The sequence below is a fragment of the Thermostichus sp. OS-CIW-29 genome (assembly GCF_054058195.1).
Map to the genome: position 1 here is coordinate 15,538 of NZ_JBSSAB010000001.1, position 16,122 is coordinate 31,659.

The following is a 16,122-nucleotide window of genomic DNA, read 5'->3' on the forward strand; positions in this document are numbered from 1 at the left end:
ACCTCTCAGACTCCTCAAATCCACCCCAGGAAAAACTCACTGCAAAACCGGACAAACCCTCCCTCAGCACCCTGACACCGGCAGGGAGAGGAGCCTTGCTGCCGCTGGAGCTGTGCTGCGCAGGGGGCAAAGCTGTGGCCCTACCGGAGTCGAGATCCACTCCACCTCCAGGCCAAACACCTGTCGCACCCGGCTGGGGGTCAACACCGCCAAGGGAGACCCCAGGGCCTGCATCTGGCCGGATCCCAGCAAGGCAATCTGCTCGCTGTAGCGAATGGCCAAATTCAGGTCGTGCAGCACCGTAACTACCGTCAGGCCCTGCTCCTGCTTCAGCCGTTGCAACAGCTCCAGCAGCTCCAGTTGGTGGCGCAGATCCAAAAAGGTGGTGGGCTCATCCAACAGCAACACCTGCGGCTCCTGCACCAAAGCCAACGCCAGAAAAGCCCGTTGCCGCTCGCCCCCCGAAAGGGTTTCCACCCGCCGCAGCGCCAGGGATCCCAGTCCCGTCTGCTCTAGAGCCCACTCCACCCGCTGCCGATCCGCCGGCGTCAACTGCCACGCCCACCAGGGCTGGTGGGGAGAACGCCCCAGACTCACCAATTGCCGCACCGTCAGCCCTGCCGGGATCCTCGGCTGCTGGGGCAGAAGAGCCAACTGCCGGGCCACCTGCTGGGGAGTGAGTTGAGTGTGCAGATCCCGACCGTCCAGGTACACGCGCCCAGCTTGGGGAATCAGAACCCGACTCAACAGCCGCAGCACTGTCGATTTGCCCGAACCATTGGGGCCGACAATGCTCAGCCATTCCCCCTGTTGCACGCTGAAGCTCACCTGTCGCACCACCGTCCGGGATCCGTAGCCCCCGCTCAAATCCTCGACCTGCAGGATGGGCTCTCTCATCGCCCCGCCCCCTGCTGCCACAGCAGCCAGCCGAAAAAGGGAGCCCCCATCACAGCGGTGACAATCCCCACCGGCAGCTCTATCGGGCCCAAACGGCTCAGGATATCGGCACCGCTCAGCAGGGTCGCCCCTGCCAAGGCAGAAAGGGGCAACAGCCAGCGGTAATCGGATCCCACCCCCTGCCGCACCATGTGGGGCACCACCAAACCGACAAAGCCGATCAACCCCCCCACACTGACGGCGGTTGCCGCCAGCCAAGCCGCCACCAGACCAATCACCACCCGCGTCCGCGCCAGAGGGATCCCCAAGCTCACCGCCATCTCTTCCCCCAAGCTCAGCAGGTTTAAAGCCCGCGCCTGCCCCCATCCCAATCCCAAGCCGACCAGGATATACGCCCCGGCCACCTGCACCTCTGGCCAGCCCCGCCCGCTCAAGCTGCCGATCAACCAGGTGAGAGCCACCTGCACCCGGTCATCTGCCATCAACAACAAGGTGGAGCTAATGGCCCCAAACAGGGCGCTGACGGCCACCCCCGCCAAGATCAGCCGCTCCACCGCCAGTCCCGAGGGAGTACGCGCCAACCCGTACACCAACACGGTAGTCAGCACCCCGCCCACCCAAGCGGCCAGGGGCACCCAAGCCGTCCACTCTCCCAAGGTGAGCAACCCCACCGCCGCCAGGCCCGCCCCCGCCGAAATGCCCAGCAGGTAGGGATCCGCCAGCCCATTGCCCAGCATCCCCTGCAACAGGGCCCCTGCCATCCCCAGAGCCGCCCCCAGCAACTGGGCCAAGAGCGCCCGCGGCAGCCGCAACTGCCAAACAATCGTCTGCCGAATGGGATCCCCCTGCCCCCACAGGGCTTGCCAGAGTTCTGGGAAAGTCATGGGAACGGATCCCAAAGCAATCGAGACCAAAAGTACTAGGAAAATGAAACTCAATAGCAAACAGGTCAAACCGATTGGCGAGAGCAGCCGCTTTCTTTGCCCCCAGCCTCTGCCCCCCTCAACCTCTGTATACGGACACTCGCGATCGACCAGCACCGGGAAAACCTCTCGAGCTTTGCCCAGGAAGAGAGCCTTCTGAGGCCAAGAAACCCCCTCCGCCCGCAAGGGCGGGATGGAAAACTCAGCCAAGTTGGCCAGGCCTCCCTCCCAAGCTTTATTGAAAGTCAAACTCAACAAAACGTAGTCGCTAGAATAGCAAGGCTTCTTGGATGTTGCAAGTCAGTTTCAATAGCTTGTGCCTAAATTTCTCCCTCTTGCGCTTCAGGGCTTTTGGACAAGACCGGGCAGCGCCTCTGCCCAGCCATTCAGACTTACCTCAGGGGGGATCCAACTACCCTGAGCGAGGTCATGGCAACCAACCGCGAAATGGGAATCAGGGGAGAAGGGCTGGGGAAACGTCTCAAACTTCATCTAGACCTGGATCTAGAATGGCCCAAGCTGGTCGGCCCGAGTTGGCTAGACTCCGAACCTTCAGCCCATTGCTTGCCCACGTTTTGATGCCATGAGTTCTTCCGCCGAGCCTACTTGGGATGCCTTAGAGGTGGATCCCGCCCTGCTCACCCCCATGATGCAGCACTACGTAGAGCTGAAGCGGCAATACCCGCACGCCATTCTGCTCTACCGCCTGGGGGATTTCTACGAGATGTTCTTCCAGGACGCCCAGCGGGTGTCGCGGGAGCTGGAGCTGGTGCTCACCGGGCGGGAAGCAGGGGCCATAGGGCGGGTGCCCATGTGCGGGATCCCTTACCATGCTTTCGACCGCTACGCTGCCCAGTTGGTGGCCAAAGGCTATGCCCTGGCCGTCTGCGACCAGATGGAGCCGGCAGATCAGGCCAAGGGCTTGGTGCGGCGGGAAGTGACGCGGGTGATCACCCCTGGCACCGTCCTCGAAGAGGAGCTGCTGCAGGCGCGGCAAAACAACTACCTGGCAGCCGTCGTGCGGCTCAAAGGATCGAAGCAGGCTCCCTGCCGCTGGGGCCTAGCCTATGCGGATATCTCCACCGGCGAGTTCTGGGTGTGTCAGAGCGAGGGGCAAGAGCAACTGGAGCAGGAACTGGCCCGGCTGCAGCCGGCAGAGGTTTTGCTGCCCACCGAGGAGGGGCTGGGACTAGGCCTCATCCGTCCAGGGGATCCCCAGAAGCCCCTGGGTCTCCCCAACCAATACGCCTATACCCTGCGCCCAGCCGAACCTTTTGAACTGGCGGTGGCGCGGGAGAACCTCATGCAGACCTACGGCCTGCGCTCTCTGGAAGGATTGGGCTGTGAGGGGCTGCCCCTAGCTATTCGAGCGGCGGGGGGGCTGTTGCACTATTTGGAGGAGACGCAAAAGAACCTAGTGCAGCCCTCTCCTCAGGGGGGCCATCCGCTCCTGCGTCCCCCTCGCACCTATCAGTTGACGGATTACCTCATCTTGGATCCCCAAACCCGCCGCAACTTGGAGCTGACCCAGACCATCCGCGAGGGATCCTTTGTCGGATCCCTGCTCTGGGTGCTGGATCACAGCCGTACAGCCATGGGGGGGCGCACTTTGCGGCGCTGGCTAATGCAGCCTTTGCAGGATTCGGAGCAAATCCGCCTTCGCCAAGACACCATCCAAGAGCTTTTGGAAAACCCTTCTCTGCGGGCCCGCCTGGGATCCCTTCTGGACTCTCTGTACGACCTGGAGCGGCTGGCCAACCGCGTCGGATCGGGCACCGCCAACCCGCGCGAGATGGTGGCCTTGGGATCCTCCTTGGGCAAACTGCCCCAGTTGGCCGAGCTGGTGGGGGAAGCCAAGACTCCCCTCTTGCAAAGCCTGCAACAGGTGGATCCCGCCCTGGTTGAGCTGGGCCAACGCATCGAGCACACCCTCCTGCCCTCCCCTCCCCCTGTGCTCACCGAGGGGGGCCTCATCCGAGCCGGCGTGGATCCCGAGCTGGACAGGCTGCGGCAGCAGGTGGAGCAAGACCGCCAGTGGGTTGCCCAGTTGGAAAAAAGCGAGCGCGACCGCACTGGGATCCCCACTCTCAAGGTGGGCTTCAACAAGGCCTTCGGCTACTACCTCAGCATCAGCCGCGCCAAGGCCCACCAAGTCCCCAAAGAGTACATCCGCAAGCAAACCCTGACCAACGAAGAGCGGTTCATTACCCCCGAGCTCAAAGAAAAAGAGGCCCGCATCCTCACAGCCCAAACCGACATCAACCAGCGGGAATACGAGCTGTTTGTGCAGTTGCGCCAAGAGGCGGGATCCCAGACCGAGGCCATTCGCCAAGTAGCCCAGACCCTGGCTGCTGTCGATGCCCTGTTTGGCCTGGCGGAAGTGGCCGTGCAGCAGGGCTACACCCGTCCCGTAATCACCGAAGACCGCCGGCTGATTATCGAGGAGGGTCGCCACCCGGTGGTGGAAAAATCCCTGCCTCAGGGCCTATTTGTCCCCAACTCGGTGCAGCTGGGATCCCCCCACGGCCCCGATTTGATCGTCCTCACCGGGCCCAACATGTCCGGCAAGTCCACTTACCTGCGGCAAATTGGGCTCATCCAAATCCTGGCCCAGATGGGCAGCTTTGTCCCCGCGCGGCGGGCAGAGTTGGGCCTCTGCGACCGCGTATTTACCCGCATTGGCGCTGTGGACGATCTGGCTACCGGCCAGTCCACCTTCATGGTGGAAATGAACGAGACCGCCAACATCCTCAACCACGCCGGCGAGCGATCCCTGGTGCTTTTGGACGAGATTGGCCGCGGCACTGCTACCTTTGATGGCCTCTCCATTGCCTGGGCGGTGGCGGAATACCTGGCCACTCAGGTGCGCGCCCGTACGGTCTTTGCCACCCACTACCACGAGCTCAACCAACTGGAGACCTTGCTGCCCAACGTGGCCAACTTTCAGGTGGTGGTCAAGGAATTGCAAGATCGCATCATCTTCTTGCACCAGGTACAGCCTGGGGGGGCAGATCGCTCCTATGGCATCGAGGTGGGGCGCATGGCTGGCCTGCCCCAGCCGGTGATCGAGCGGGCCAAACAGGTGCTGGCCCTAGTGGAAAAACACAGCCGCATCGGCCTGGGCTTGAGAAACCAAGGGAAAAGCCAACCTGCCCAGAAGAACTGCAAAAAAGAGCCCGCTCCCAATGGGATCCCCGACCCTGCCGTTGGGGATCAACTGTCTTTGATCCCAGCGCCTCTCTTTCCCGATTAGCCTTAGGCTCCCCTACCCCTGTCGGGATCCCGTTCTTGCAACCTCAGGGCTGCAGCCAGCCCATCCAGCTCATCCCGATGCCCCTCCACCCACAGGTGGGATCCAGAAGCCGTTGGCGTTCGTTCCCAGGACGAGAGCGGGACGGAGTCCTCGTCGGCTTCCTGCAGTTTCAGGCGGATTTGTTCCGGGCGTTGGTTGCGCTGCCGGTAGTACCAACCCGCCCAAGGAGAAGCCAGCACCACCATCCAGGGCCAAGCTCCCCACCCCGGCTCAAGGGTCTGCAGCACCAAGGCCAAACAGGCCAGTCCCGTCCCCGCCAGCCCCGTCAAAAAAAGGGCCAGCCCCACGCTAGCCTGACCCTGCCCTGCAAAGGTGGCGATCCCCTCGGCATCGGCGGACTGGAGACGATAGCCACGCCTTTCCAAGTGCTCCCGTAGAGCGGATCCCATTTCCTCCAGGCTGCGACTGCTGAGATAGACGCGAGTCTCAACGCGATCTTTGCCCGAAGCTCGCAGAAAAAAGAATAGACCGATGGCCAATAGAGTCGTCAACGCCAAGGTTGAAACCTTTTCCCCCGTCAGCGGGGCTATGGCCAACCCAAGTGCCTGAGCAGAGCCCAGTCCGCCCAGAGGAAGGGGGTTGACCTGTTCGGGGAGTCTGGCTCCCCCACAGCTGGGTGGGATAGGTGAATGGGAACAGTTCATCGAATAGAATCGAATAGATTGGAATAGGCAAAGCAATCTACACGCTACCTTTGAAGTTTAGACCCTCTAGGATGGATGGGTTACTTCCCCCAAGGACGACCTGCCGGGTTTACCCTGAGGACCTGAGGACAATACGCTTTTTCGCAGTGGCGGTGACGGTTGAACTGGGGGGATCCTACGCTGGCTCTCATGTCTCTGGGCTGAGAAATGCAACTATAATTAAGTTATGATAAGGGACTCACGCTCTCCGTGTGACCCCTCCGCTGCTACTTCAGCCTTTCCCTATGGGGCATGGGCAGGAGGTCGGGTTGAGGAAGAGGTCAATGTATGATTTCCTCTAACTGCTGTAAGGCGTTGAGCAGGCGCGAAGTTACCGCTGGGGAACACTTAAGCTTAACTTGCTCCACATCACTGACCATTCCTCTCTCAGCCCACTGAACTGCCTACCCCTGTCGCTACATCAGCAACACCCTACATGTCTAACTACGAACCTGAACTCAACGACATTTTGTTGGATGGCCCCGCCGATCTCCTCGATGCTGCCGAAGAAGCAGAGGTGGATCTGGCCGATGGCGAGTTTCTGGAAGAGGAGCCAACCCGCCGCTCCACTGATCTGGTGCGCCTCTATTTACAGGAGATTGGTCGTGTTCCTCTTTTGGGGCGCGATGAAGAGGTGGCCCTGGCCCAAAAAGTCCAAGACTACATGAAGCTCTTGGATTTGCGCCTGCGCCTGCAGAAAGAGTTGGGACGGGATCCCACTCTTGCGGAATGGGTGGCCAAGGCTAACCAGTACCCCGAGTGGGCGCAACTGACCCCTGAAAAGCTGCAGCAGATTCAGCGGATTGGCAAGCGTGCCAAAGAACACATGATCAAGGCCAACCTGCGCCTGGTGGTGTCGGTGGCGAAAAAGTACCAAAACCGCGGCTTGGAGCTGTTGGATCTGATCCAAGAGGGTACGCTGGGCCTGGAGCGAGCGGTGGAAAAGTTCGACCCAAAAAAGGGCTACCGCTTCAGCACCTACGCCTACTGGTGGATCCGGCAGGGCATTACCCGCGCCATTGCCACCCAAAGCCGCACCATCCGCCTGCCCGTTCACATCACCGAGAAGCTGAACAAGATCAAAAAAGCGCAGCGCAAGCTCTCCCAGGAAAAGGGCCGCACCCCCACCATCGAAGACATCGCCTCCGAGTTGGAGATGACGCCGCCTCAAGTACGCGAGCTGTTGGTACGGGTGCCCCGCTCGGTTTCTCTGGAAACCAAGGTGGGCAAAGACAAGGACACCGAACTGGGGGATTTGCTGGAAACTGACGACATTTCTCCAGAAGAGACCATGATGCGGGAAGCCCTGCATCGCGATCTACAGCAGTTGCTCTCGGATCTCACCAGCCGCGAGCGGGATGTGATCCGCATGCGTTTCGGCTTGGGGGATGGGCGCACCTATTCGCTGGCGGAAATCGGTCGCGCCTTGGATCTGTCGCGAGAGCGGGTGCGGCAAATTGAGGCCAAAGCCCTGCAGAAGCTGCGTCAGCCGAAGCGGCGCAACCGGGTGCGGGATTACCTGGAAGCCATCAGCTAGTTCCGGCTTGCCAACTTGCTCCCCCGGCGTCCTACCCGTTTCCGCAGTTGGGCTGCTGCCCACTCCACTTCTGGGATCCGCAGGTAGAGAGCTCCGGCGGCGAACAAGCTTAGACCTAAACCCGCGGCCAGCCCGGCCCAAATGATGGCGGTGAGCAGGGGAGACCCCACAATCTCGTAGGAGCGCAGTTGGGTCCACAGCCAATGGCTCAGTCCCCCGGCCAGGACGGTGCTCCCCAGCAATGGCAGTAGGGCTTGTCCCATCTCCCGCCAAGGGATCCCCGGCAGGCGCTGGTGGAGGCGGATCCCCAGTCCGATCACGGCTATCAGGTTGACGCCGGCGGTGGCCAGGGCAATGCCCGGCGCTCCAAAAGCCTGCAAAAATAGAAAGTCCAGTAGGGCATTCAGGCCAATGGCCATGCTGCTGATGCGCAGAGGCGTAGCCCCATCCTCCAGGGCATAGAAGATCCGCACCAGCACATCCCGCAGCAGGTAACCGGTCATCCCCAGACCATAGGCCATGAGCAGGGCTGCCACCTCTTGTGTCACCTCCGGCGTAAAGCGCCCCCGCTGGTAGGCCACTTGGACAATGGGCTCGGCCAAAGCCACCAACAGCATCGACAGGGGCAGGGTCACAATTGCCGTAAGCATCAGCCCTTGGCGGATACGCTGGCGCAGCTCCGGCCAACGGGATCCATCCCCTGCCAACTGGGCATAGAGAGGCATCAAGGGCACCAGCACCATGTTGGAGAGGATCCCCAGCGGCGTTTGTACCAGAAGCTGGGCATATCCCAAGTTGCCGATGGTGCGATCCCCAGGTACGAAAGAGGCAAAAAACAGATCCACATAAACATTGATGTGGATCATCCCGGAGGAGATCACCGCCGGCAACATCAGCAAGCCCACCGCCCGTACCTGCGGGGATCCCCACTCAAAGCGCAGGCGCGGTCGCCCCAGCCCTAACCGCATCTGGAGCGGAACTTGGGCCAACCATTGGGCAATGGCCCCGATGAGCACGCCCCAGGCCAGCAAAGTTGGGATCCCCGTCCATCCCAGCGTGACCAGGATCCCGATCACCGCCAAGCTGGAGATCAGCGGGCTAAGGGCAGGCAAGGCATAGTGTTCGGCAGCATTCAGCGCTCCAAAGCCGATGCCAATCCACCCCGAGAGCAAGGCCAAAGGGGCCATGATCCGCAGTTGCGCAGCGGCCAGAGCATGGACTTCGGGGCTGGCTCCCGGCGCATTCAGGCGCACCACCCAGTCCGCTCCCCACCAAAGGCCCAAGCTGACCAGCAGGAGCAGGCAGCCTACCAAGGTGGAAATGGATTCCAGCCAGGCAGCCGCATCCTCCCTGTCCCGATCCCGCTGCTTTTTGAGGACACTGACGATGGCGCTGTGAAAAGGGCCGTTGATCCCTCCCAGCAGAATCAACAGAAAACCGGGCAGGATGTAGGCTACCCCGAAGGCGCTGTACTCCGGCCCCGAGCCATACACTGCTGCAATCAAAGCTTGGCGAATAAAGCCTATGCCCTTACTGAGCAAGGTCGCCCCGGCCACCAAGCCCGCCACCGACATCAACGAACGGGATGGCCCTGCTGAAGGAGATCCCCCAGGGATCTCTTCCTGAGTGGCAGACTCCTCCATTACCTTGTGTCCTGCACCCCAACCACTGCCTCAACAACACAACAAACTGATCCCGGATCCCTCTTTGAATCCCAGGAGCCGCTTCCCATTATCGGGAATATCGAACCCTTCTGGGCAATTGTCGGGCATTAGCTGGATCCCTTGGGCAGGCAGCGAGCTTGTCAGGCCAACGGTTGCCGTTCCTGTTCCAGTTGCTGCAACAGATGCTCATCCCCACGGGCTTGAGCAGAACGGATGCGCTCCTGCAGCCGGTGCAGCAGGTTCCGCCGATGGGTTTCCTCGACCAAGGTCATGAAGTGCTTCCGAGAGGAGACAGCCGCTGCCGGGCTCCCTTGCACCTCAGGGATCCTTGCTGTTGCCCTTGCTCCAAAACTGAGGGCGGCACCTCGATACGGGAAGGCAAAAGACTGAGGCAGTGCTACAGCCACGGAGCCCAACCCTGGTGCCGAGCGGACAGATTCTGACAGCTTTGAATCGCTGCAGAGGGATGCACAAACTCATGGGCAATGCCTTGATAGGTCAGTTGCAAAGGACTCCGTCCCGCTAATGTGAACAGCAAGGGCCCAGAAGCACCACCGCTCACAGCAGCTCGTCGATCAGCCGGAGCACCTGGTGCAGCTCAGCACCGGGGATCCTTTGATGTTGTTCCAGGTTGATCTCCACCAACTGTTTGAGGGCAAGAAGCTTCAGGTTGGCCTCCACCGCCGCCGCCGCAATAGCCTGTGCTGCCGGCAAATAGCCACTGGCCCCCAAATCCAAAAGGGCAGCCCGCCGCAGATGGATGTTGTGGTGATTCAACACCGACAGCAGGCGCTGAGCAAAAGTCGGATCCCCAGTGAGACGATAGCAGGCCCGTGCCGCCGCACATTGCAAACGGATGGAAGTGTGCTCTAGGTAAGGACGAATTGGCTCCAGAGCAGCGGTCACTTGCAGTTGTCCAAGAGCCTCGACAATGGCTTCTAGGGCGGCTTGGGCTTCCGTCTGCAGTCCTTGCTCCACAAAGCGCAGCCCTTCTAGCAAAGCGGATCCCAGCTTTTCCACTTCGTCGGGATCCCTATGGAGGTTGTTGGCAAAGGCAATCTCAACCAGTGCCTGGGCAGCGGCTGCCACCACTTGGCCATCGGAGCAAGACAAAGCCGCCTTCAGGGGAGGGATCCCGGCGAGGGATCCCAGTTTACCCAAAGCACGAGCAGCGTTGCGCCGCAGCGGATATCCCCCTTGAGCGGTGCGATCCGTTTCATCGGCCAGGGCCTCGATCAGGGCCGGGATCCCTTCGACGATGCGCATGCGTCCCAGCCACCAAGCGGCATAGTAGCGTTCCCCCGGATCCCCGTGGCGCAGCTTGGCGATTTGTCCAGCCGGGGTGAGATCCACCGACGGATTGGGATCCAGAGGAACAGCAGTGGTCATGGAATCAACAACGGAGAGGACACCGAGAAGGGATTAAGCGCTGCGGACACTGACGATCTTGGCGCCCGATTTGAGCAACCGCTGCATTGTTGCCGACAGTTGATCGGCAGAGACGAAAATCTGCTGGTTGGATTTGCGCACTCGGCTGGAAGTGGCCAGCGCCGAAGGCGGATTCAGCAGTCGGGTCACTTCCACACAGAACATGCGATCCGACTGGCCCGTTGGCGGCCCCAGGTGTTTGGAAATGGGGCTGGGCGGCAGCAGGCCCCGCACCCCAATGCGGCGAATGGCCGGGGTAAACCCGGTGGCCAAAGGCATCATCAGACGGGGTCTGGGCCCTTGGGAGCGATCGTTGTTGGCGTAGCCCCCGTAGAGAGCGAAGAGATTGGTAAAGTCGCGGGTGGAATGAGCCTTGCGGTATTCAAACCCACGCGGGTAGGGGACGATGTTGTCTCCAAAAGCTTCTAGGTATTCTGGGCTGTCGATGTAGGAATCGATCTCCGCGCTGTGGCCGCCAGATTGGTAGATGTCCAAATGGCGGGCGATGTCTTTGGGGCTGGTGGGAGCGCGTCCCAGCAGATGCTTGAAATTGAGCTCGATGGCCCGGGTTTGCGAGTTGGGGTAGAAAAACCGCTTTTTGTAGGCTTCGGACTTGGCGATCCATCGCACAAACTCCCGCACCGTCAGGCTGCCCTGGCGCAGCAGCGATTCCGCACTGGCTAGCTCCTTCCTATCGGCCCCAAACAAATGGTCGTTGCCCAGCACCTGACGGTAGATGGCCCGCAGCACCGCATTGAGCTGATCCTGGCTGGCGTTGGGGCGCAACTCCAGTGGGGTGGTCTCCGTAATGCCCCGGATCCCCATCCGGCTTGCCGCTGTAATTGCACTCATGCTGATTCCCCCGATTGAACTGAATGGACACAGATTGAGAACAAGCTTGCGTTTAGGGTCATTTCGATTCAAGCTAGGACATTGCACCCACACCTAAAGTGTTGGTTGCGTCGTCGCGTCGGCGTTGCGGAGCAATAATGCAGGGGGCCAAAAGGCTTTTCAAGGACTCCGTCCCGCTGGCGCGATCAATAGCCCAGGCGTCTCACCCTAGCCTGAAACGACTGTAGAAATCGAAAACTAAAATTAGAAATCAAAAATCGGCAGCCCCAAGCTGCAGAAGAGCAACAGTGGCGCCTTCCTATTGGGGAGACTGATCCGCAAACCCACGTGGTCAAACGTATCTCTCCGCAACGTAGCAGGCTCGCCACCGTTGCCCTCAACAACTTTCCCTCGCCATCCCCCCTGGTTTATGGGATGAGCCAACTGGCTAGCCGGCGTCGCCCTTTTAGAGGGATCCCAAGCTCCAGAACTTAGCTGAGCGCGTTGATGGCGTAGTCGATGTAGGTGTTGGCTTCGGTGGCCGCTTGCCCGGTCAGGCCGTGGTTGGCTTTGATGTAGCGCAGGGCTTCGATGAACCAACTGGGGGAGAGCTCAAAAGCGGCGTTGATTTCGCGGATCCCGGCCAACTGATACTCGTCCAGAGGACCGGTGCCACCGGCTACCAAGCAGTAGGTGATGTAGCGCAGGTAGTGGCGCACGTCACGGGCGCACTTGTCTTTGCCGGCTTGGGTGTGGCACTGCCCACCGGGTTGGGTGGTGTAGGGGAACTTGGCGTAAACGGCTTCGGTGGCACCGCGCACCAGCTCGTCGGCACGGCTGCTCAGAACTCGAGCGGCTTCCATGCTGGCGGCAGCCCGCTGAAAACGGCCATTGATGGCCTGCAATTCGCTGTTGCTCAGGTAGCGCCCTTGGCTATCGGCAGTGGCGATGGCGTCAACAATTGGGGTTTGCATGATTCAAAACGCTCCTTTACTTAACTCAAGCTCAATGCAAAGAACAAGGCCAAAGCTGCAAAGTCTCAACTGCAAAATCGCTGCAAAAAAAGTTGCTTTTCTAGGGATCCCCTGCTAGCCTGAGTTGCCTCAGATTTGAGAGAGGGTCTTCATAACTGGATCCGAACACAACAGAAACTTCAGTCCACAAGGGATCAAACCACAGCGGCAGCAGCGCGATCGAAGTAGGATTCGATTTCGGCAATCAGAGCGCTGCAGTCCCCCGGGGTGATGCCGTTGGGGTCGTTTACCACCGCCACCGCAGCCTTTTTCATCTTTTGGATGCCGTTGGCCACCGAGCTGCCGGGGGTGCCCAAGGCTTGATAGGTTTCCCGCAGGCCGTTCAGGCAGCGCTCGTTCAGCACACTGGCATCTCCGGCTGCCACGGCGTAGGTGATGTAGCGGAGAATAATGTCCATGTCCCGCATACAGGCAGCCACATTGCGGCTGGGGTAGGCAGGCCCACCGGGAGCGTTCAAATTGGGCTCCTCGGCAAACAACTGACGGATGGCATCGGTCACGATCTTGGAGGCATTGCTGGTGAGGCGGTTCACAGCATCCAAACGCTTGTTCCCCTCAGCAATTACCTGCTGGAGAGCGGCAAACTCGTTCTCTCCCAAAAAAGCGCCTTTGGAGTCAGCTTGGGCAACAACTTTGCCAAATACATCGTTCATGGTTTTGAATCTCCCTAGCGAAAGTAAAAGAGGTTATGAATCCACATTCCCTGCAGCGGCCCAGAGAGCACCTGCCGGCCAGGAATGCAACACCGCTTGGATCCCCAGTGCCGAGAGGTGCTGTTTAACTCACAGAACCGCCGACGGGATCAAAGCCGATAGAACCAAGATGAGCAAGCGAAGCTCGCCCCCAGAGCCAGGCCACCATCTACGGGATCGGACTTGGACAAGAAGCCTCAGCCGCTGCTGGCAACCTCAACTGGCAGACGAGAAGAAGCTGGCTCGCCTTGTTTCCAGTCTTTTTCTACCGCGAAGGCAAGAAGCGATGAAATCAAAAAATGTAAATCGGCTTTACCTCGCGCAAAAGGTCTTAGATCGGTTTCCAACCTGCTTCCCATCTCGGATCCCAGGCTGTTCTCCCTGTCCTTCGCGGGAGTAGTTTTTTACAAAAGAGAATGTTTCTTTGCCTAGCTTTACAACATGAACAAAGATGTCAGCCCCGATCGCGGCTTTGCAGCTTGCAAGGGATCCATTTTCAGTATCGGAGCGAACATTCTCATAAAGGATACATAATTTAACACTTGATTCCCTAAGATTTTCGGTACACACCTTTTACAGAAGTTCTGGATGCCCGCTTATGCCTATTGGGTTGGATCGCACTCCTTCCCCAGAGCTGCTGCAGATGGCGCGTTGGCTGGCAGGAGACTTCAGCAACCAAGAGCAAGCCTGGGAGAATCCACCGTTTTTTGCCCAAATCCGAGTGGCCTACCGCCCCTTGCCGGCCCACGTTTTGGGCGGGATCGGCTTTTATGTGGAGCAAGCCTACAGTGGCCATTTGGAAGATCCCTATCGGCAGGCGGTGGTGGAATTGACTCAGGCAAGCGCTGGGATCGTGATTCGCAACTACCGCCCTCTGGAGCCGCAGCGGTGGCGGGGCTGTGCTCGGGAAAGGGCAGACCAACTGAGTCAACTGCAGGCTGCCGACCTAGCCTATCTAGAGGGGTGTGATGTGCATGTGAAGAGGCAGGGATCCCTCTTCATCGGCGTGACGGAGCCGGGGTGCCGGTGTTGCGTGGTGCGCAACGGCCAAACCACTTATCTGCAGACCACCTTGCACCTGAGCGAGAGCGAGTTTTGCAGCCATGACCGAGGGATGGATCCCATCACCCACCAGCAGGTTTGGGGAGCCCTGGCAGGCGCTTTTCGCTTCCAAAAAGTGGTCGATTGGCAGGCGGAGCTAATGCTGTAGGCTGCAGCCCATCCAGCCCCACAACTCCACAGTTGACAGCGCTATTGCGCACTCTCCCTCAGCCAGCTTTGTGTACACTGTCTTTGGCCGGGATCCAATATTGCCGCGCGATGCTTCCGGGTTCGAGCATGCTGGCAATGGGAATGTTCTTTGCCGCTTGCAGACAGGATACGCTCCTTATCGGCTTAGTGTGGGTGTTCAATGCAGGCGAGGTCGGGCCCAAAGGATGAGCCACGGTCTGGGTGGGCTTGGCACAGCCCTTGGGGAATGGTGATCGCCCTGGTTGGGATCTTGACCTTGCTGCTGCTCGGTGCCGGATGTTCTGGCCAGGGGGAATCTGTGGCTTCCCCCCCTGCGTTGATCCCTCTCCCACCTCAACCGGGAACCGAGTCGATTCCCATGCTGGTGCGTACCCTGGGCAACAGCCGCTTCAAGCTCCTGGGCCTGACAGTGGGGGTGGCCGGGAGCGGAGCTGAGGTGTTACTGGATACCGGCTCGGCAGGTTTGCGCATCATAGCGACAGCAGCAGGTCGCTTTGGCCTGGAGCGGACGGGGATCCCTTCCACCGTGACGTTTGGAGATGGCACGCAATTTATCGGCGTGTTGGCCCGCGCCCCCTTCAGCATAGGCGGGATCCCCAGTCGGGAGCCGGTAACGATTCAGTTGATCGACCGGATCACCTGTGTGGACGCCCTGGTGGCCAGTTGTTCAGAGAACTTGTTTGGAGAAGGGCGGCCCTTCGCCGGGATCCTAGGCACATCCTTGGATGAGCGCAGCCCCAACCGCGAGCTGTTTAGTCCGCTCACCCGCCTTCCGGGCAATTTCCGCTCTGGGTACATTATTCAAACGGGGGGCTTCAACTCCACCCAGGGCCTGTTCACGGTTGGCCTAACGGCTGCCAACACCGTCGGCTTCAATTTCCGGCAGTTTCCCCAGGTGGGAAGCTTTCCCGACGGCACCCCCATCTGGCGGGATGAGGCTTTACAAGTGGCCTACAGCATCAGCAACACTTCTATTCAAAATGCTCTCAGCCCCACCGTTTTTGACAGTGGTTCTTCCGACATTTTTCTCAACGTCAGGCTGTTGGGGGCAGCTCCCTTCTCCACCTCGACCTTACCCCCTGGGGCAGAGTGGCGAGCGGTATTGGCGGGAGCTTTCGAGTATCGCATTCGAGTTGGCTTTCCCATTACGCCCAGTCGAGATCGGATTTTCGTCAACGGCAACCAGGGGGTGCAACTGTTGGGCATGCCGCTGTTTTTCAATATCGACGTTGCCTTTGATATTGAAGGCGGTCGGATCGGCTTTCGCGTGCGTTGAGACAAAGTTGTTTTGAACCATCCCAAACGTTAACGTTGGGTTCAATTGCGGAGAAAAACTTGCCATGTTCGGTCGAGCCTTGAAAACCGGGAACAGCACGCCGCGCAGATGGCCTTGGGTTTGGGGACTGCTGTTGTTGTGTTGGTTGGGGCTAGGTGGGCCAGGGTGGGCCGTGAGCTTAGGGGATCCCTTGCCCGAATGGGCACAGCCCATGCCGGTGGGGCGACAGCGCTTGCGGGGGGTGGAGCAATACCGCGGCCAGGAACAAATCCGCGCCTATGGCAACGAAGCAGGACGGGTGTTTTGGATTCAAATCCACAGTCATTCAAACTTACCCCCGGATTACCGGGAGTACTTGGGCGAATACCAACACTTTCCGGTAGAAGTCGTAGAAGTGGTGCCCTTGCGAGCCCGACGGCTGCGCTTCCGCCAGGGGGATCGCAGTGCTGAGTGGCAGGTGGTGGGCATGAGCGGTCGGTTTCAGGCGGAGGCGATCAGCAGAGATTTGGCTCCGCCAGGGTTGTTTGGAGATCCCTCGTGAAGAGCAGGAGAATTAGAGCTTATCCTAGAGATCCTAGAGAGAAACTTGAAAC

Annotated in this window: 15 protein-coding genes; 5 read left to right on the forward strand and 10 right to left on the reverse strand. The window is 59.7% G+C overall.

Annotation, left to right across the window (positions count from 1 at the left end; genetic code table 11):
• Positions 1–63: 63 nt before the first annotated feature.
• Together ACVWZJ_RS00080 and ACVWZJ_RS00085 are read right to left on the reverse strand one after the other, a co-directional pair.
• Positions 64–897: an ABC transporter ATP-binding protein gene (locus ACVWZJ_RS00080; protein WP_457393796.1), complete on the reverse strand. Its 834-nt coding sequence runs from the start codon at positions 895–897 to the stop codon at positions 64–66.
• The gene (locus tag ACVWZJ_RS00085; protein ID WP_414355556.1) at positions 894–1,937 is read right to left on the reverse strand and encodes a FecCD family ABC transporter permease; all 1,044 of its coding nucleotides are present in this window, start codon (positions 1,935–1,937) and stop codon (positions 894–896) included. The genes ACVWZJ_RS00080 and ACVWZJ_RS00085 overlap by 4 nt, the downstream gene beginning before the upstream one ends.
• A 466-nt stretch (positions 1,938–2,403) precedes the next feature.
• Between ACVWZJ_RS00085 and mutS the strand changes: the two genes are divergently transcribed.
• The gene (gene mutS / locus ACVWZJ_RS00090) at positions 2,404–5,073 is read left to right on the forward strand and encodes a DNA mismatch repair protein MutS (protein ID WP_457393799.1); all 2,670 of its coding nucleotides are present in this window, start codon (positions 2,404–2,406) and stop codon (positions 5,071–5,073) included.
• Between the two features lie 2 nt (positions 5,074–5,075).
• Here the strand turns inward: mutS and ACVWZJ_RS00095 are convergent, their stop codons facing one another.
• A complete protein-coding gene (locus ACVWZJ_RS00095) occupies positions 5,076–5,669 on the reverse strand; it encodes a cofactor assembly of complex C subunit B (protein ID WP_457393802.1) in 594 nt (197 codons plus the stop codon).
• 583 nt (positions 5,670–6,252) lie between these two features.
• On the opposite strand from ACVWZJ_RS00095, the gene sigC reads away from it, so the two are divergent.
• Entirely contained in the window at positions 6,253–7,353 is a 1,101-nt protein-coding gene (sigC, locus tag ACVWZJ_RS00100) for an RNA polymerase sigma factor SigC (protein WP_414332157.1), read from the forward strand.
• On the opposite strand, the gene murJ is transcribed toward sigC, so the two are convergent.
• From murJ to ACVWZJ_RS00135, 7 genes are all read right to left on the reverse strand, one after another.
• Positions 7,350–8,996, reverse strand: a complete 1,647-nt coding sequence (gene murJ / locus ACVWZJ_RS00105; protein WP_457393805.1) for a murein biosynthesis integral membrane protein MurJ — start codon at positions 8,994–8,996, stop codon at positions 7,350–7,352. The two genes, sigC and murJ, sit on opposite strands and share 4 nt — an antisense overlap.
• Positions 8,997–9,157: 161 nt before the next feature.
• Positions 9,158–9,289, reverse strand: a complete 132-nt coding sequence (locus ACVWZJ_RS00110; RefSeq protein ID WP_457393808.1) for a hypothetical protein — start codon at positions 9,287–9,289, stop codon at positions 9,158–9,160.
• A gap of 286 nt (positions 9,290–9,575) precedes the next feature.
• The gene (locus ACVWZJ_RS00115; protein WP_457393812.1) at positions 9,576–10,406 is read right to left on the reverse strand and encodes a HEAT repeat domain-containing protein; all 831 of its coding nucleotides are present in this window, start codon (positions 10,404–10,406) and stop codon (positions 9,576–9,578) included.
• Between the two features lie 33 nt (positions 10,407–10,439).
• Positions 10,440–11,297, reverse strand: coding sequence for a phycobilisome rod-core linker polypeptide (locus ACVWZJ_RS00120; RefSeq protein WP_414332161.1), 858 nt, complete (start codon positions 11,295–11,297; stop codon positions 10,440–10,442).
• A 470-nt stretch (positions 11,298–11,767) separates the two neighbouring features.
• Entirely contained in the window at positions 11,768–12,250 is a 483-nt protein-coding gene (locus ACVWZJ_RS00125) for a globin family protein (RefSeq protein ID WP_011434281.1), read from the reverse strand.
• 194 nt (positions 12,251–12,444) lie between these two features.
• A complete protein-coding gene (locus ACVWZJ_RS00130; RefSeq protein WP_457393815.1) occupies positions 12,445–12,963 on the reverse strand; it encodes a phycocyanin subunit beta in 519 nt (172 codons plus the stop codon).
• Positions 12,964–13,199: 236 nt separating this feature from the next.
• On the reverse strand, positions 13,200–13,361 hold the full coding sequence (locus tag ACVWZJ_RS00135; protein WP_414417359.1) for a hypothetical protein: 162 nt from the start codon (positions 13,359–13,361) through the stop codon (positions 13,200–13,202).
• A gap of 239 nt (positions 13,362–13,600) precedes the next feature.
• Between ACVWZJ_RS00135 and ACVWZJ_RS00140 the strand changes: the two genes are divergently transcribed.
• The 3 genes from ACVWZJ_RS00140 (at position 13,601) to ACVWZJ_RS00150 (ending at position 16,070) form a co-directional block, all read left to right on the forward strand.
• Complete coding sequence (locus ACVWZJ_RS00140; RefSeq protein WP_457383930.1) at positions 13,601–14,212, forward strand: chromophore lyase CpcT/CpeT; 612 nt, start codon at positions 13,601–13,603, stop codon at positions 14,210–14,212.
• 339 nt (positions 14,213–14,551) lie between these two features.
• Positions 14,552–15,529, forward strand: a complete 978-nt coding sequence (locus ACVWZJ_RS00145; protein ID WP_457393818.1) for a hypothetical protein — start codon at positions 14,552–14,554, stop codon at positions 15,527–15,529.
• Positions 15,530–15,593: 64 nt separating this feature from the next.
• Positions 15,594–16,070: a hypothetical protein gene (locus ACVWZJ_RS00150; protein WP_457393820.1), complete on the forward strand. Its 477-nt coding sequence runs from the start codon at positions 15,594–15,596 to the stop codon at positions 16,068–16,070.
• Positions 16,071–16,122: the final 52 nt, after the last annotated feature.